Below are 16,965 nucleotides of genomic sequence, written 5' to 3' on the forward strand. Positions count from 1 at the left end.
GCCGGGATCAGGCGGAGGCCCGGCGCACGAGCGAGGGCGCGACGGGCGCGTCGAAGTCGAGCGTCCGGCCTTCGATCTCGGCGACCAGCCGGGCGACGGCGCGGCGGCCGAGCTCCGCGAAGTCCTGCCGCACGGTCGTCAGCGGCGGCGCGAGGAACGCCGCCTCCGGGATGTCGTCGAAGCCGACCACCGCGAGGTCGTCGGGAATCGACCGCCCGGCCACCCGCGCGGCGTGCATCGCGCCGATCGCCATCTGGTCGTTGGAGGAGAACACCGCCGTGATCGCCGCATCCGCGAGCAGCTCCGCGCCGATCTCGGCCCCGGAGGCCGCCGTCCAGTCGCCCTCGCGCGAGACGACCGGATCCGCGCCCGCCGCCTCCATCTCGAGCAGGAAGCCCTCGCGCCGCGCCCGGGCCTCCGACCAGTCGCCTGGCCCGCTCAGGTGCGCGATGCGCGTGTGCCCGAGGTCGAGCAGGTGGCGGGTCGCCAACCTCGCGCCCTCCAGCTGGTCGACGAAGACGCCGTGGTCGCCGGCCGTCCCCGCGCCGTGCAGGGTGATCGACGGGACGCGCAGGGCCACCGCATCCATCGCGTCCTGGATGCGCTGTTGGGGCGCGACGACGACCACGCCCTCCACCGCCTGCGCGCTCAGCTGCTCCAGCGCCGCCTCCACGGCCGCGGCGTCGAGCGAAACGGCGTGCGCCACCGTGACGAAGTAGCCGGCGTCGCGAGCGGCCCTCTCGATCGCGTCGATGCTGGACGCCGGGCCGAACAGCGACGACGGCGACGCGACCAGCACGCCGAGCGCCTGCGACCGGGCCGTGGTCAGCATCCGCGCCGCGCGGTTCGGCCGGAAGCTGAGCTGCTCCATGGCGGCGAGCACCCGCTCCCGGGTCTCCGGGCGGATGCTCGGGTGGTCGTTGAGGACGCGCGACACGGTCTGCCGTGAGACACCCGCAGCGGCGGCCACCTCGCGCACCCCCGGCGCCCGACCCTGCTCGTCCACATCCACACCCTAGGGGATGCGCCCAGGTGGCCTCAGCACAGCCGGCCTACCGAGCGCGGCCCTCCACCTGGGCGCGGAACCGCTGGTACTTCGGCGCCCCGACCCAGCGCCACATCAGCTGCACCGGTCCGGGGAGGTTCTTCTTCATCCACGCGCCGCCGCCGTCGGGCTGCGAGGCCAGGATGGCGCCCAGCATGTACCAGGTCTGGCCCTTCGGGGTCGACTTCCGGCCGTGCTCGGCGAACCACTCGACCTCCCGCTCCGTGATGGTGTGCTCCATCAGCGGGACGATGTTCGCCTCCTCGTCGGGCAGGTGCTCGGTGAGCGCGGCGCGGATGCCGACGAGCGCCGACTGCACCGGCGCGGCCGTCACCGCGGACGGATGCTCCCGCCACTCGGGCAGGGCGGCGTCGAGCGCGTTCAGCTGCACGAGCATCGCGGCGTGCTGCTGCCGCATCCGCTCGACGTGGAGCGCGCACGAGGGCGCCCGCTCGTCGAGCACCGGCCAGAGCCGCGCGTCCTCGCCCTCGTGGTGGCCGTGCAGCGCCGTGGACAGCATGGTGAGCTGGGAGGCGACGGCCGCGGCGTGCGCGGCGTCACCTTCGGCCACGCCGTCGACCAGCCCGGGAGCCTCGTCGAAGGAGTGGCGGAACAGGCGGTGGATCTCGATCATGCCGCTGGCGTCGCAGATCTTCGGTCCGTCGAGCGGCGACCGGCCGGAGGAGGGGAGAGGGGTCGCAGACATGGCGGCACCCTACTGCCGTGGGGCCTGCCGCGGGGAGTACAAGTGGAGCGTGACGGAAACGACGACCACCCGTGACGCCTGGGAGAACGGCTGGGCCGGGGACCCCGGCGAGCTCGTGTACGGACTGGACCTGTCGCGCTTCGCGGACGGCGACGGTGACGGATTCGGCGACTTCGCCGGTGCGCTGCGGCACCTCGACTACGTCGCCTCGCTCGGGGTGACGTGGATCTGGCTGCTCCCGTTCTACCCGAGCGAGCGGCGCGACAACGGCTACGACGTGGACGACCACCTCGCCATCGACCCGCGCTTCGGCGATCTGGATGGGTTCCGCGGCTTCCTCGACCGTGCGCACGAACTCGGGATGCGCGTCCTCGTCGACGCCGTGCTGCACCACACCTCCGACCGCCACCCCTGGTTCCTCGCGGCGCGTGAGGACCCGGACGGCGAGGCCGGGCGGTTCTTCGTCTGGAGCGAGGACGACTCCATCGAGCCGGGCGACCATCCCATGTTCCCCGGCGAGGACGACGAGGTCTGGCGGTACGACGAGCGCGCCGGCCGCTACTACCACCACCAGTTCTACGCGTTCCAGCCCGACCTCAACGCCACCGATCCCGGCGTCTTCGAGGAGATCGTCCGGGTGCTCTCCTACTGGCTCGGCGTGGGCGTCGACGGGTTCCGAATCGACGCGGCGCTCCTGATCGTGCAGGGCAAGGGGAGGCCCGACACCGATGTGGATGACGGCACCTTCTTCGACGAGCTCCGGTCGCGGCTGCGGGAGGTGAGGCACGACGTCGCGCTGATCGCCGAGGCCGACGAGTCGCCGGAGCTGATGGCCTCCCTCGTCGAGCGCGGCCGCTTCGAGGCCGTCATCGACTTCTCGCTCAACAACTCGGTGATCCTGGCCCTGACCCGCGGAGACGCGGCGCCGATCCTGGATGCGCTCCGCCGGCTCGACGCGACCATCCCGCCCACGGCGCGGCTGAACTTCCTGCACAACGCCGACGAGATCGACCTCCAGCAGCTGACCGACGAGGAGCGGCGGGAGGCGTTCGAGCATTTCGCGCCCGAGGAGTCGATGCTCATCTACGGGAGGGGATCCGACGCGGATGGGCGCCGATGATGCACCCCGCGGAACGCGTCCGCATGACGCTCAGCCTGCTCTACGCGCTGCCCGGCGTCCCCTTGCTGCTAGCGGGGCAGGAGCTCGGCGTCGGCGACGACCTCACCGTGGAGGGCCGCGGAGCCGCCCGCACCACCATGCAATGGGACGCCTCGGCATGGGGCGGCTTCACGACGGCGGAGTCGTCACCCCTCACGCTCCCCGCCCAGTGCGACGGTCCGTACGACTTCGGCGCGGTCAACGTCCGTGCTCAGGAGGACGACCCCGCCTCGAATCTGGCGCTGGTGCGACGCATCTCGGACATCCGGCGCGAGAAGAACGCGGACGCGGGCGGCTGGACGCCCGTGGACGTCGGCAGCTCCGCCGTGCTCGCTCTGCGGCGGGATGGGCTGATCACCCTCCACAACCTGTCCGGCGAGCCCGTGGAGGTGCGCCTCGACGACTCGTTCGAGTGGGCGCTGGCCGAGGGCTGGGACGGCCGAACGCTCGCGCCGTACGGCTTCGCCTGGCTGCACGCCTGAGCGCAACGACGGCGCGTCGACCGCGAGGTCGGTTCTTCGACAGGCTGTACAGGATGCGCGGTGCAGACGTCCCCGTAGCATCGGCATGCGCGCGGCCCGTCGTGGAAGGCCGCGCGCATCTTCTTTTCTGCGGCGGACTCGCTAGACGGCCCGGATGGTCCAGGATGCCGACGCCGACTCCCCGGGCTCGAGCACGATGAGGTCGGTGCCCGAGTTGTAGGCGTCGGGCGGGCAGGTCATCGGCTCGACGGCGAGGCCGAGGCGGTCGAGCTCCGCGACCGGCTGGTCGGCCGTGTGGACCTGCACCCACGGGCACTCCTCGCCCCAGACCAGCTCGACGCCGGTGCCCTCCGGGGCGGTGACGCGCACGGTCGCGAGGCCGTCGGCGGTGCGCGACAGGCCGGTGAAGGCGTGGTCGATGAAGGTGTCGCCGATGCGGCGCGCGGTGCGGAAGTCCCAGCTGCCGTCCTCGGCTGTCGCGACATCCGCCAGACCGGTGGGGATGAGGCGGTCCTCGGTCACTTCGAGCACCTCGTCCGCCGGGAGGGTCAGCGTCCAGTCGTCGACGCGGCCCTCGCCGGCGACGAGGTACGGGTGCGGGCCGGTGCCCCACGGCGCACGGCTCGTGCCGGTGTTGGTGCCGGTCACGGTCGTGTGGAGGCCCTCCTCGTCGAGCGAGAACGTGACGCTCACCTCGACGCGGTGCGGGTAGCCGGCCTGCGCCTGGATGGTCGCGGCGAAGGTGACGCTGTCGGCGGCGCGGTCCACGGGCTCGAAGTCGAGCCAGGCCGCGAGGCCGTGGAGCGCGTGGCCGCGCTTCGGCTCGGTCAGCGCCAGCTGCTGCTCCTCGCCGTCGAAGGTGTAGCGGCCGTCGACGACGCGGTTCGGCCAGGGGGCGAGCGTCGCGCCGCGGAAGGCGGGCCGCACCTCGTCGGCGTCGAACGGGACGATCAGCGGGCGCCCGTCGAACTCCAGCGTGCGCAGCGACGCCCCGACCGACGCGATGGTCGCGTGGTAGTCGCCCGCGCTCAGCCCGAAATGTGTCCCCGAAATCGGTGTGCTCATCCGCCCATTCTTCCCAACTGACCCCTCACCGTCGACCGCCCCCGTCGAGTCCGCGAAGAGTGCACGCGACACGCCGTGCGAGCGTGCACTCTTCGCGGACTCGATGGAGGGGGTCAGGTGGTGGCGCGGAGGGCGGCGTAGAGGTCGGCCCGGGCGGCGAAGGAGTTCAGGTCGCGGCCGAGGAGGCGCTCGGCGTCGGCGACGCGGGCACGCAGGGTGTGGCGGTGCATCCCGAGCCGGCGCGCGGCCACGTCGTAGACGCCGTCCGCGTCGAGCCAGGTGCGCAGCACGCGGGGAGGGACGGGTCGGCCGCGGCCAGCGGACGCAGTGCGGTCTCGGCAACGGCGCGCGCGTCGGGCGTGTGCAGCAGGGCGAGCATCCCCGCCGCTGCCACGTCGTCGAACGACGCCACAGGGTCGTCCGCGGTGGACCGGGCGCCCGCCGTCTGCGCCTGGGTGACGGCTGCGGGCAGCGCATCCAGCCCCGTCGCCGACGACAGGCCGCCGCGCAGATCGAACCGGGCGGCGAGGGTCGCGGCCGTCTCGTCGTCTGCGTCGCCCACGAGCACGAGCTCCTGCCCGTCCCGGGCGAAGAAGCCCTCGGCGTTCGTCTCCAGCCAGTCCGCCGCGCCCGCGATCCCGGACCCGTGCAGCACGGCCACCCGGACGGGAGGCTCCGGCAGCGGCCCGAGCACCGGTTCCGCGATGGAGGCGGCCACCGCGGATTCGCCGGCCAGCAGCGCCCGCCACACCGCGGTCCGCAGTCGGGCGCGGGCCGCATCGGCCGCCCGCGACTGCTCGAGCGCGAGCCCGGCGAGGGCGACCACGCCCGTGACGACCTGCTGGGCCGGCGCGTCGAGGCCCTCCGAGCCGACGGCGAGCACGCCGCGGAGGCGCCCGGCGGCGCCCAGGGTCTGCAACGCGAACGCTCCGGCCTCCGTGTCGACCGTCCCGGCCGCACGGCGCCCGCTGCGCAGCAACGGCTCGGCCGCGTCGGCGAGGCCCCGCCGGGCCTGCGCGTCGAGCGCGCCTGACGGGTGGCTGCGGGCCACCGCGCCGTCTGCGCCGACCAGGGCGACCGGCCGCTCGATCTGGCGCGACAGCTCGGAGAGCACCGCGCCGAGCGCATCGGGGCGCAGTGCCGCGAGCGAGATCGCCCGCGAGGCGCGCAGCGCCCAGGTGCTGCGGGCATAAGCGTCGGCCGCGACGCGGTCGGCGACGAAGCGCGCGACGGCGATGAACGGCGTCCGGTACGGCACCTCGAACAGCGGCAGCCCGTGCGCGGCGCACGCCTCGATGAGCGCCGCAGGCGTCCCATCCCGCACCACCTCGGTGCCGAATCCCACCGCCGCGATGCCGCGCTCGACGAGGCGCGTCACGTACGGGTCGGCGTCCTCGGGAGGCTGGGTGACGAGCAGCACCTGGCCTGCGGCGAGGAACGGGGTGGGGTCGGCCAGGTCGGAGCTGTGCGCCCAGGCGAGGGGCGCGTCAAGATCGCCGACCGTCGGCGGGGTCAGCAGGTGCAGCCCCAGCTCGGGACGGGCCAGGAGCTGGGTCAGGGTGGCGGGCATGTCACTCCATCCGCCAGGGTGTCGATCCCCGGCGGAGCGATTGTACGTGCTGTCTACTCCCGCTGTCTCATCCCGACCTACGCTACGAGCATGACCATCCTCGACACCGCCATCGACACGCCCGTCGGCGGACCCTCGCTCCCGCAGGAGCGCCGGCTCGTCACCCCGATCCCCGGCCCCGAGTCGCGCAAGCGCCAGGAGCGCAAGTCCCAGGCCGTCGCCGCCGGCGTCGGCACCACCATCCCCGTGTACACGGTCGCGGCGGGCGGCGGTGTCCTGGTGGATGTGGACGGCAACTCCCTCATCGACTTCGGCTCCGGCATCGCCGTCACCGGCGTCGGCAACGCGGCGCCGCGCGTCGTGGACGCCGTGACCGCGCAGGTCGCCGCCTTCACCCACACCTGCTTCACCGTCGCGCCGTACGACTCCTACGTCGACGTCGCCGAGGCGCTGAACCGCCTCACCCCCGGCGACTTCGCCAAGCGCAGCGCCCTGTTCAACTCCGGCGCCGAGGCCGTGGAGAACGCGGTCAAGATCGCCCGTCACTACACCGGCAAGCAGGCCGTCGTCGCGTTCGACCACGCCTACCACGGCCGCACGAACCTCACGATGGGCCTCACCGCCAAGAACCAGCCGTACAAGAACGGCTTCGGCCCGTTCGCCCCCGAGATCTACCGCGCGCCGCTCAGCTACCCGCTGCGCGACGGCGGCCTCTCCGGAGCCGAGGCGGCCAAGCGCGCGATCACCATGATCGAGAAGCAGATCGGCGCGGCCAACCTCGCGGCCCTCATCATCGAGCCCATCCAGGGCGAGGGCGGCTTCATCGTCCCCGCCGACGGCTTCCTCCCCGCCCTGCAGGCCTGGGCGAACGCCAACGGCGTCGTCTTCATCGCCGACGAGGTGCAGACCGGCTTCGCCCGCACCGGCACCATGTTCGCCTCCGAGCAGTTCGGCATCACGCCGGACCTCATCGTCACCGCCAAGGGCATCGCCGGCGGCCTCCCGCTCTCCGCGGTCACGGGCCGCGCCGAGATCATGGACGCCCCGCAGGTCGGCGGCCTCGGCGGAACCTACGGCGGCAACCCGCTCGCCTGCGTCGCCGCACTCGCCGCGATCGAGACCTACGAGACCGAGGACCTCGCCGCGCGCGCCCGCCAGATCGGCGACATCCTGTTCGAGAAGCTCGGCGCCCTGCGTGACGCCGACCCGCGCGTTGCCGAGGTGCGCGGACGCGGCGCGATGGTCGCGATCGAGCTCGTCGACCCGGAGACCGGGGAGCCGGACGCCGCGCTGACCGCGAAGGTCGCCGCCGCGTCGCACGCCGCCGGCGTCGTTCTGCTCACCTGCGGCACCTACGGGAACGTGATCCGCTTCCTCCCGCCGCTCAGCATCCCGGACCACCTGCTCATCGAGGGGCTGGACGTCGTCGTGGAGGCGGTGGCAGGCGCATGACGATCGTCGACACCACCACCGAGCTCGCCCCGAATGAGGCGGACCTGCTCGCCCGCGTCCCCGACGGGCTGTTCATCGGCGGACGCTGGGAGGCCGGCACCCGCGAGCAGATCGAGGTGCAGGACCCGGCCACCGGCCGCGTGATCAAGCGCATCGCCAACGCGACGCCGGAGGACGGCATCCGGGCCCTGGATGCGGCGGTCGCCGCCGCGGACGCCTGGGCGGCCACCGCTCCTCGCGTCCGCGCCGAGATCCTCCGCCGCGCGTTCGACCTGCTGCAGGAGCGCCGCGCGGACTTCGCGCTGCTCATGACGCTCGAGATGGGCAAGCCGCTCGCCGAGGCTAACGGCGAGGTCACCTACGGCGGCGAGTTCCTCCGCTGGTTCTCGGAGGAGGCGGTCCGCATCTCCGGCCGCTTCGGCCAGAACCCGGAGGGGACCGGCACCATGGTCGTCTCCCAGCGTCCGGTCGGCCCGTGCTACCTCATCACGCCGTGGAACTTCCCGCTCGCGATGGCCACCCGCAAGATCGCCCCGGCGCTCGCCGCGGGCTGCACGGTCGTCGTGAAGCCGGCCGAGCTCACGCCGCTCACGACGCTGTTCTTCGCACAGCTTCTCGCGGACGCCGGCGTGCCGGACGGCGTGGTCAACATCATCCCGACCAGCACCGCTCGCACCGTGTCGGAGCCGATCATCGCCGACCCGCGCCTCCGCAAGCTGTCGTTCACCGGGTCGACCCCGGTCGGCCGCTCGCTGCTCGCCCAGGCCGGCCAGAACGTGCTGCGCACCTCCATGGAGCTTGGCGGCAACGCCCCCTTCGTCGTGTTCGACGACGCCGACCTCGACAAGGCGGTGGAGGGCGCCATGCTCGCCAAGTTCCGCAACATCGGGCAGGCGTGCACCGCGGCCAACCGGTTCATCGTGCACGAGTCGGTGGCCGAGGAGTTCGCTCGCCGCGTCACCGAGAAGGTCGAGGCGTTCCGCGTCGGCCGCGGCACCGACGACGGCGTGACCATCGGCCCGCTGATCGACGATCGCGCCGTCGCATCCATGAAGCAGCTCGTCGAGGACGCCGTGACGCGCGGCGCCCGCGTGCTCACCGGCGGCAGCGCCCCCGACGGGGACGGCTTCTTCTTCGAGCCGACCGTGATCGTGGATGTGCAGCCCGGCAGCGAGCTGCTCCGCGAGGAGATCTTCGGCCCGATCCTGGCCATCACCACGTTCTCGACCGAGGACGAGGCGGTCGCGGCCGCGAACTCGACCGAGTACGGGCTGGTCGGCTACGTCTTCACGCAGGACCTCGCCCGCGGTCAGCGGATGATCGACCGCGTCGACACCGGCATGATGGGCCTCAACACCGGCCTCGTGTCCAACGCGGCCGCGCCGTTCGGTGGAGTCAAGCAGTCGGGCCTCGGCCGCGAGGGAGGCCTCGAGGGCATCCACGAGTACCTGAGCACGAAGTACACGCTCATCCCGGCCTGACCGGGAGGGACGAGAAGAGCGCGCCGACGGTCAGTCGGCGCGCCCTTCCGCGTTCAGCTCCTGCTTCACGTCGTGCTCGATCAGCACCGGCACGAAGTCGCGAACCGGAGCGCCCTCGAACTCCTCGTGGTGCTTCTCGACGAGCTCGTCGATGCGCTCGCGCGGGACCTGCGGGTACCGGTCGGCCAGCCTCTCGGCGGCGTGCTCCACGGCGATGTCCTCGTCGGTGGCGTTCTTGGTGTCGTCCGTCATGGCGCGATTATGCACCCCGAGGGTTAACGGCGGCGATGCCGTCTGCCAGGCTGAGGGCATGGACGAGACCATCGAAGTAGTCGTCGTGCGCGTGTTCACGAACGAGAGCGGCCGGAACGGGAACGAGCTCGGCATCGTGCGGAGCTCCGACGTCACCACCCACCGCGAGCAGGACATCGCCGCGGCGCTCGGGTTCAGCGAGACCGTGTTCGTGGATGCGATCGACGAGGCGGCACGCACCGCGAACATTCGGATCTTCACCCCGGCGAAGGAGCTGCCGTTCGCGGGGCACCCGAGCGTCGGGACCGCGTGGTGGCTGGCCGACCGCCGCACGCCGGTCGACGTGCTCCGGGAGCCGGCGGGCGACGTGGAGGTGTCGGTGGACCTGGACGACGACAGCTCCTGGATCACCGCTCGTCCGGAGTGGGCCCCCGAGTTCGAGTGGCTGCAGCTCCAGTCGCCGGAGGACGTGGAGGCGCTCGACCCGTTCGCCTTCCCCTCGGGCCAGCACTACGCGTACGCGTGGATCGACGAGGAGGCCGGCAGCATCCGCGCACGGATGTTCGCCCCCGAGATGGGCATCATCGAGGACGAGGCGACCGGCGCCGCCGCGGTGGCCCTCACCGCGCGTCTCGGCCGCCCGCTCGCCATCCTCCAGGGCGAAGGCTCGGACCTGCTGACCGAGCCGCTCGGCGACGGCCGCATCCGCGTCGGCGGCACCACGGTCTACGACCGCACGATCGAGGCGACGCTGTAGGAGCGCCGCCTCGATCGAACGCCGGGGCTACTCCGCGACGCCGACGTACTCGGCGGACTCGTTCGGGGTCTCGCCGCCCGAGGATAGGCGGTCGCGCAGCAGGCGGCCGAGCGTCGCGTCGACGTTCGTCCAGTACTGGATGGCGCGCTCGCGGATGTCCTCCCGCTTCACGCCGCTGATCGCGCCCGAGATCGTGTCGAGGAAGCGCTCCTTGGCGGCGTCGTCGTACACCTCGCGGTAGAGGGTGCCCGCCTGGCCGAAGTCGTCGTCCTCGGCGTGCAGGGTCGCGGCCGAGCGCACGAGCGCGCCGTCCGACTCCCACGAGCCCTCGCCCGCGCGCTCCGGCTGGGCCGCCGGGCCGCCGAACGAGTTCGGGGCGTAGACCGGGGCGTCGGCCGGCTTGAAGCCGTGACGCAGGGAGCCGTCCTGCGAGTAGTTGTGCACCGGCGCGACCGGGCGGTTGACCGGCAGCTCGTTGTAGTTGGTGCCGACGCGGTAGCGCTGGGCGTCCGGGTACGAGAACACGCGCGCCATGAGCATCTTGTCGGGGCTGATGTCGATGCCCGGGACCGTGTTCGCGGGCGAGAACGCGGCCTGCTCGATCTCGGCGAAGAAGTTCTGCGGGTTCTCGTTCAGCGTGTGAATGCCGACCTCGATCAGCGGGTAATCGCTGTGCGGCCACACCTTGGTCAGGTCGAACGGGTTGAAGCGGTAGGTCTTGGCGTCCTCGTACGGCATGATCTGCACCGAGACGCGCCAGGCCGGGAAGTCGCCGCGCTCGATCGCCTCGTAGAGGTCGCGGCGGTAGTAGTCGGCGTCGGCCCCGGCGAGCTGCTCGGCCTCGACGCCCGTGATCTCCTCGTTGCCCTGCAGCGAGTGGAAGTGATACTTGACCCAGAAGCGCTCGCCGGCGGCGTTGATCCACTGGTAGGTGTGCGAGCCGTAGCCCGGCATCGTGCGCCACGATCGCGGCAGGCCGCGGTCGCCCATGAGGTAGGTGACCTGGTGGGCGGACTCGGGGGAGAGGGTCCAGAAGTCCCACTGCATGTCGGCGTCGCGCAGTCCCGACCCCGGGAGGCGCTTCTGCGAGTGGATGAAGTCGGGGAACTTGATCCCGTCGCGGATGAAGAAGACGGGGGTGTTGTTGCCGACGATGTCGTAGTTGCCCTCGGACGTGTAGAACTTCACCGAGAAGCCGCGCACGTCGCGCCACGTGTCGGGGGAGCCCTGCTCGCCGGCGACGGACGAGAAGCGGTGCAGGGTGCGCGTGCTCGTGCCGGGCTGGAAGACGGCGGCCTTCGTGTACGCCGTGACGTCGCCGGTGACGACGAACTCGCCGAACGCCCCTCCGCCCTTCGCGTGGACGATCCGCTCCGGGATGCGCTCGCGGTTGAACTGCGCGAGCTTCTCGACGAGGTAGCGGTCGTGCAGCGCGGTGACGCCGTCGCGCCCCGCCGTCAGCGAGTGCGCGTCGCTGGCGACCGGCGAGCCGGTCTGGGTGGTGGTGTAGTCGTCCGACATGGTTCTCCCTCTGTGGTGACGTACGCTCGCGGACGAGCGCCTAGTGGTGCGGAGCGGGCGCTGCGGCACGCTCCTGGCAGGACGGGCACACTCCCCAGAACGTGACCTCGGCCATGTCGATCGCATAGCCGCCCGCTTCGGACGGGTGGAGGCACGGCGCGTGCCCCACGACGCAGTCGACGTCGGCGACGGCTCCGCACGAGGTGCAGACCACGTGATGGTGGTTGTCGCCGATCCGTCGCTCGTACCTCGCGGCCGAGCCGGCCGGTTCGATCCGCCGGAGCAGTCCGGCCTTGGTCAGGTCGCCGAGCACGTTGTGCACGTTCTGGATGGACGTGCCGGGCAGGCTGGGCAGCACCGCACCGAAGACGGTCTCGGCGTCGGCATGTGGCCGCTGGGCCAGTGCTTCGAGCACCGCCAGCCGACCACGCGTCACCTTGAGACCGGCCCCGCGCAACGCCTGCTCGAGCCCCGCCGTGTCCATGGTTCGACCCTAGCGGGATGTTTTGAACAACTAAAAATAGGGCGAATGCCGGGCGTGGCGCTCTGCCGCGAGGACGCTCCGCTTGCCGCGGGTCACCAGCTGTTCCCGCGCCAGCGACACCGGGCCGATCGCGTTCTGGATGGTTCGCAGCGCGTCGCCCTCGCTGCTGGCCTCGACGGCCACGACCATCCGTCGCTGGTCGCCCTCGCGGATCACTGTGAGCTCCATGGTTGCCTCGTCTCCGGCACTCCCTAGCGTGCCTTCACTCTTCAAGACGATGAAGGGGCTGCGTCCATGACGGTAGAACGCGAAGTTCACCGCGCGCGGGAGCGCAGGCGCGTCTCCTCGATGTCGAGCAGCGACTGCGCCTCCGTCAGCACCCGCGACGGGTACGACCCGCGGGCCCGCTCCAGCAGCAGGCGCGTGCGCTCCGCATCCACGACCGCCAGCCGCAGCGTCCGGTACACATGGTGCGGCCGGTTCTCCGGCGTCGGGTCGCTGACCAGCGTGCGCTCCCACGCCGACTCGGCGCGCAGGTACGAGGACTGCCGCACCCGCTCCACCACCTCCGGATCGATGGGCGCGGTCGCCCCGGCGGCGGTCTCCGGGTCGTCGAGCACCGCCAGCCCGGCCTCGCTCAGGTCGTCGAGCAGCTGGGCGAGCAGCCGACGGTCCTCGCCGACGTCGGCACCCTGCAGACCGAGCGCGCGGATCAGCCAGGGGAGCGTCCCGCCCTGCAGCACGAGGCTGACGAAGGCCACCGTGAACGCGATCAGGATGAGCTGCGGACGGTAGGGGATGCTGCTCGGCAGCGACTGCGCCGCGGCGAGCGTCACGACGCCGCGCATCCCGGCCCAGCCGAGCACGACGCCGCCGCGCCAGTCGATCGCCTCCTGCCGGTACTCCTCCAGGTCGCTGCGGTGCCGCTCGTAGCGCTGCTCGGCCCGCTGCTTGCGCAGCGCCTGCCACCGGTAGCGCACCGGATGGTCGCGGAAGTAGCTGATCATCAGCCATTCCCTGAGCACGGAGCGCTCGGCGCGCTCCGCCCGTCTTCGGAGGCTGAGGATGAGCGGGACGATCAGGATGAAGCGGATCACGATCAGCGACAGCAGGGCGATGAGTCCGAGCCCGACGGCATCCCAGACGCTCAGCACCTCGGGGTTCTCGACGTCGGCGATGAGGGTCCGGAGCTCGAGGCCGATCAGGAGGAAGACGCCGTTCTCGAGCAGGAACTGGATGGTCCGCCAGTTGATCGCGTCGCTGATCCGCGCCTGCGCGCTGAACTGCTGCGGCGCCGCGTGACCGGTGTAGAGCCCGGTGATGACCACCGCCAGCACACCGGAACCGTGAAGCGCCTCGGTCGGCGCGAAGGCGGCGAACGGCACGACGACCGACAGGGCCGTGTCGAGCACCGGGTCGCTGAGCTTCGATCGCACCCAGACCGAGACGAATCCGACGACGAGGCCGATGACCGCCGCGATGACGACCGCGGAGAGGAAATCGGCCACCCCGGCCCACGGCGTCGTCAGGCCGCCGAGCGCCGCGGCCAGCGCCGTCCGCAGCAGCACCAGGGCGGTCGCGTCGTTGACGAGCCCCTCGCCTTCGAGGACGGTCAGGAGGCGCGGCGGGAGGCCGAGCTTGCGTCCGATGGAGGTCGCGGCCACCGCGTCCGGCGGGCTGATGATCGCGCCCAGGGCGACGGCGGCCGCGAGGCTGAGGTCCGGCAGCATCGTGAAGAGGACGAAGCCGGACGCGAACGCCGTGATGATGACCAGCACGATCGACAGACCCGCGATCGGCGCCAGGTTGCGCCGGAAGTCGGTGAGCGGGACGCTGATCGCCGCCGCGTAGAGGATCGGCGGGAGGAGCCCGTCCAGGATGATCTCCGGCGGCACCTCGATCTCGGGAACGCCCGGGAGGAACGACAGCACGACGCCGACGACGACGAGGATGATGGGCGCCGCGACGCCCAGCTTGCGGGCGAAGGCGGCCACGCCGACGATGACCGCGACGGCGATCACCGCATAGACGCCCAGCTCCATCTACTCAGCGTACGGGAGCGGGGTACTGCGCGGCGGGGTCAGCGGGCGCGGAGCCCGTCGACCGCCATGGCGATCACGCGGTCGCGCTGCGCGTCGTCCTCGAAGGCGACGCCGGCGATCCCGGACACCATGCGGATGACGTCGCCGATCGTGGCGTCGTCGCGCAGCTCGCCGGACTCCTGCGCCCGGCGGACCAGCGGCTCCCCCGCGTCGTAGAGGGAGGTGCGGCAGCTCATCAGCACTTCGCTGTCCTTGTTGAGGCCCTCGATGAGCGCGCGCTTGGTGCCGACGTACGTGACGAAGCGGCGCAGCCACGCCTCGACCGCCTCCCACGGCTCCAGCGAGCCGGCCTCCTCGGCCGCGCGGACGACCGCGGCGACCTCGTCGATGTAGACCGCCTCCACGAGCGCGTCGCGCGTCGGGAAGTTGCGGTACAGCGTGCCGATGCCGACGCCCGCGCGCCGGGCGATGTCCTCCAGCGGGGCACCCGGTCCCTGCGCCGCGAACGCCTCGCGCGCCGCCGTGAGCAGCGCGTCGAAGTTGCGCCGGGCGTCGGCCCGCTGCGGGCGGGCGACGGTGGGGGTCTCGGTGCCGGTCACGGCGGGGTCCTCTCGGGTCGACGAAAACGGGGGCTTGCAAACCGGAGGCCGCCTCCGGTACTGTGGAACCCGTAACCGGAGGAACCCTCCGAACGGAGCCTCCCTCCAATTGTACGCCTCCTCGGCATCTCCTCGAGAAACGGAAACCACCGGATAATGTCTCGATCCCACCCGGGCCTGACCTTCGCCATCCTGGCGCTCAGCGTCGGCTCCTTCGCGACGCTCCAGTCGCTCGTCGTCCCCGTCCTCCCCGTCATCCAGTCCGACCTGCACACCACCACCGCGGGCGTCACCTGGACCATGACCGCGTGGCTCATCGCCGCCGCGGTCGCCACCCCGCTGCTCGGCCGGGTCGGCGACCTGGTCGGCAAGCGCCGCATCCTCGTCCTCGCGCTCCTCGCCGTCGCCCTCGGCAGCGTGGTCGCCGCCGTCGCGCCCACCATCGGCGTCGTGATCGCGGGCCGCGTCATCCAGGGCCTCGGCGGCGCCATGTTCCCGCTCGCCTTCGGAATCATCCGCGACGAGTTCCCCGCCCGGCGCCTGCCCTCGGCCATCGGCGCGATCGCCTCCATCATCGCCATCGGCAGCGGTCTCGGAACGGTGCTCGCGGGTCCGCTCGCCGCCGCGCTCAGCTGGCGCGGGCTTTTCCTGCTCCCGGTCGCTCTGACGGTGACCGCGGCCGTGCTCGCCCTCATCTTCATCCCCGAGTCGCCGACCCGCGCAACCGGAGGCGTGAACCCGTGGGCGGCCGTGCTGCTCTCCGGCTGGCTCGTCGCGCTGCTGCTTCCGCTCAGCACGGGCGCGCAGTGGGGATGGTCCTCGCCGGGCGTCATCGCCCTGTTCGCCAGCGCGGCCGTACTCCTCGCGGCCTGGATCGTGGTCGAGCTGCGCTCGCGCCACCCGCTGGTCGACATGCGGCTCATGCGGGAGCCGGGCGTCTGGTCAATGAACGCCGCCGCGATCTTCATCGGAGCCTCGATGTTCGCCGTGTTCGCCTTCTTCCCGCGTTTCGTGCAGACCCCGGTCTCGACCGGCTACGGCCTCGGAGCGTCGGTCGCGGAGTCCGGGATGCTGATGCTCCCGATGCTCGTGACCATGGCCGTGACCGGCTTCCTCAGCGGACCGCTCGCCCGCTTCGTCGGCTTCCGCTCGCAGATCGTGCTGTCGGCCGTCGTCATGGGCGCTGCGAGCCTGTCGCTGGCGTTCCTGCACGGATCGCTCCTCGCGGTCGCCGCCGCCTCCGGCCTGTTCGGCGTCGGTCTCGGACTCATCTACGCGGCCATCACGAGCGTCGTGGTGCAGAGCGTCCCGCCGACGCAGACCGGCATCGCCAGCGGGATGAACGCCAATCTCCGCACGGTCGGCTCGGCCGTTGGCGCCGCCGTGATGACCGCGCTGGTCACCGGCGCGATCGCCCCGGACGGGCTGCCCGCCGAGAGCGGCTACACGGAGGGCTTCGCGACGGCCGGCGTGCTGGCGCTCGCCGCGGGCGCGGTGACCGTCGTCGCCGCGTTCATCATGCGGGCCCGCAGCGCCGCCGCCGCGACGACCGTGTCCGTCGATCCGGCGACCGCGGACGTCGAGGCCGCCGGGGAGCTGGCGCTGCTCGCCGACCCGTCGCTCGCCGAGGCGGCCGACATGGCCCGCCTCGCCGCCAAGGTCGAGGCCGACTCCGGCCGCGCCGACACCCGCCGGGAGACTCTCGAGCTCGCCTGACGCCGATCGTTCGAGAGGGCCGCGGATCCGCTCCGCGGCCCTCTCGCGCGTCCGTGGGTCAGCCGTGGAGCGCGGCCGCCTCGCTGCGCCAGCGCACCAGAAGCGCCCACGGGTCGGGCGCTCCCTCCCTCAGTCGCGCCACGTGGGCCAGCAGCGCCGCATCCGTCTCGAACCACTCGGTGCCCGGGATGCGCAGCGGCGCGAACTCCGCGTGCCTGCGCTGTTCGAGCATCCGGTCGCCGCGCTCGAACGCCAGCACCTCGTCGTGGGGGAGGGCGGAGAACCGCTGGGCGGGGTTGGCGGTGGTGCCGATCTTGATCCGGTCGCGGTAGCGGAGGTAGTAGACGACGTCGATCCGGGATGCGACGGCCGAGTCGGGCGGCGGCTCGCCCACCCGCCACTCGCACACGGCGCACAGCCAGCCGGACGGGTAGCGGACGCCGAGCCGCGACCCGCAGAACGCGCAGGGCGACGGGAGGACGTCCGTCACGCCGAGGTCGGCATCCACCCAGTCGTGCGCTTCGAGCAGGTGCGTGAGGCACAGCGCCAGCGGCGCGCCGGGATGCGCGGGCCGGCCGCAGAGCGCGCAGGGCGTGTCCATGCCGCGAGGCTAGCCCCGGCCGCCGACAGCGCC

At 72.3% G+C, this 16,965-nt stretch carries 14 protein-coding genes and 2 pseudogenes; 5 read left to right on the forward strand and 11 right to left on the reverse strand.

Annotated elements, in window-relative coordinates; translation table 11 throughout:
• Positions 1-7: 7 nt before the first annotated feature.
• Both A0130_14250 and A0130_14255 read right to left on the reverse strand, forming a co-directional pair.
• Positions 8-1,006: a LacI family transcriptional regulator gene (locus A0130_14250; GenBank protein ID ANF32671.1), complete on the reverse strand. Its 999-nt coding sequence runs from the start codon at positions 1,004-1,006 to the stop codon at positions 8-10.
• A gap of 46 nt (positions 1,007-1,052) precedes the next feature.
• The gene (locus tag A0130_14255; protein ANF32672.1) at positions 1,053-1,751 is read right to left on the reverse strand and encodes a hypothetical protein; all 699 of its coding nucleotides are present in this window, start codon (positions 1,749-1,751) and stop codon (positions 1,053-1,055) included.
• Positions 1,752-1,800: 49 nt separating this feature from the next.
• Between A0130_14255 and A0130_14260 the strand changes: the two are divergent.
• Positions 1,801-3,392 (forward strand): annotated as a pseudogene (locus A0130_14260) (hypothetical protein).
• 141 nt (positions 3,393-3,533) lie between these two features.
• Here the strand turns inward: A0130_14260 and A0130_14265 are convergent.
• On the reverse strand, positions 3,534-4,457 hold the full coding sequence (locus A0130_14265) for a galactose mutarotase (protein ANF32673.1): 924 nt from the start codon (positions 4,455-4,457) through the stop codon (positions 3,534-3,536).
• 113 nt (positions 4,458-4,570) lie between these two features.
• Positions 4,571-6,027 (reverse strand): annotated as a pseudogene (locus tag A0130_14270) (hypothetical protein).
• 90 nt (positions 6,028-6,117) lie between these two features.
• On the opposite strand from A0130_14270, the gene A0130_14275 reads away from it, so the two are divergent.
• Together A0130_14275 and A0130_14280 are read left to right on the forward strand one after the other, a co-directional pair.
• The gene (locus A0130_14275; GenBank protein ID ANF32674.1) at positions 6,118-7,479 is read left to right on the forward strand and encodes a 4-aminobutyrate--2-oxoglutarate transaminase; all 1,362 of its coding nucleotides are present in this window, start codon (positions 6,118-6,120) and stop codon (positions 7,477-7,479) included.
• Entirely contained in the window at positions 7,476-8,960 is a 1,485-nt protein-coding gene (locus tag A0130_14280) for an NAD-dependent succinate-semialdehyde dehydrogenase (protein ID ANF32675.1), read from the forward strand. Before A0130_14275 ends, A0130_14280 begins: the two co-directional genes overlap by 4 nt.
• A gap of 30 nt (positions 8,961-8,990) precedes the next feature.
• Here the strand turns inward: A0130_14280 and A0130_14285 are convergent, their stop codons facing one another.
• A complete protein-coding gene (locus A0130_14285) occupies positions 8,991-9,212 on the reverse strand; it encodes a hypothetical protein (GenBank protein ANF32676.1) in 222 nt (73 codons plus the stop codon).
• A 58-nt stretch (positions 9,213-9,270) separates the two neighbouring features.
• On the opposite strand from A0130_14285, the gene A0130_14290 reads away from it, so the two are divergent.
• On the forward strand, positions 9,271-9,969 hold the full coding sequence (locus tag A0130_14290; GenBank protein ID ANF32677.1) for a hypothetical protein: 699 nt from the start codon (positions 9,271-9,273) through the stop codon (positions 9,967-9,969).
• Positions 9,970-9,996: 27 nt separating this feature from the next.
• Here the strand turns inward: A0130_14290 and A0130_14295 are convergent, their stop codons facing one another.
• The 5 genes from A0130_14295 to A0130_14315 form a co-directional block, all read right to left on the reverse strand.
• Entirely contained in the window at positions 9,997-11,490 is a 1,494-nt protein-coding gene (locus A0130_14295; GenBank protein ANF32678.1) for a catalase, read from the reverse strand.
• A gap of 40 nt (positions 11,491-11,530) precedes the next feature.
• The gene (locus A0130_14300; GenBank protein ID ANF32679.1) at positions 11,531-11,974 is read right to left on the reverse strand and encodes a transcriptional repressor; all 444 of its coding nucleotides are present in this window, start codon (positions 11,972-11,974) and stop codon (positions 11,531-11,533) included.
• A 30-nt stretch (positions 11,975-12,004) separates the two neighbouring features.
• Positions 12,005-12,202 carry a hypothetical protein gene (locus tag A0130_14305; GenBank protein ANF33464.1) on the reverse strand — a complete coding sequence of 66 codons (198 nt, stop codon included), beginning with the start codon at positions 12,200-12,202 and terminating at the stop codon, positions 12,005-12,007.
• A gap of 86 nt (positions 12,203-12,288) precedes the next feature.
• Positions 12,289-14,016 (reverse strand): sodium:proton antiporter, encoded by a 1,728-nt coding sequence (locus A0130_14310; protein ID ANF32680.1) that lies wholly within the window; start codon positions 14,014-14,016, stop codon positions 12,289-12,291.
• Between the two features lie 38 nt (positions 14,017-14,054).
• Positions 14,055-14,615: a TetR family transcriptional regulator gene (locus A0130_14315; GenBank protein ANF32681.1), complete on the reverse strand. Its 561-nt coding sequence runs from the start codon at positions 14,613-14,615 to the stop codon at positions 14,055-14,057.
• Between the two features lie 156 nt (positions 14,616-14,771).
• Here A0130_14315 and A0130_14320 point away from each other — a divergent pair, with 156 nt between their 5' ends.
• On the forward strand, positions 14,772-16,331 hold the full coding sequence (locus tag A0130_14320; protein ID ANF32682.1) for an MFS transporter: 1,560 nt from the start codon (positions 14,772-14,774) through the stop codon (positions 16,329-16,331).
• Positions 16,332-16,389: 58 nt separating this feature from the next.
• Here the strand turns inward: A0130_14320 and A0130_14325 are convergent, their stop codons facing one another.
• Positions 16,390-16,932 carry an ATPase gene (locus tag A0130_14325; GenBank protein ANF32683.1) on the reverse strand — a complete coding sequence of 181 codons (543 nt, stop codon included), beginning with the start codon at positions 16,930-16,932 and terminating at the stop codon, positions 16,390-16,392.
• Positions 16,933-16,965 lie beyond the last annotated feature (33 nt).

Source organism: Leifsonia xyli (assembly GCA_001647635.1).
Lineage (GTDB): Bacteria > Actinomycetota > Actinomycetes > Actinomycetales > Microbacteriaceae > Leifsonia > Leifsonia xyli_A.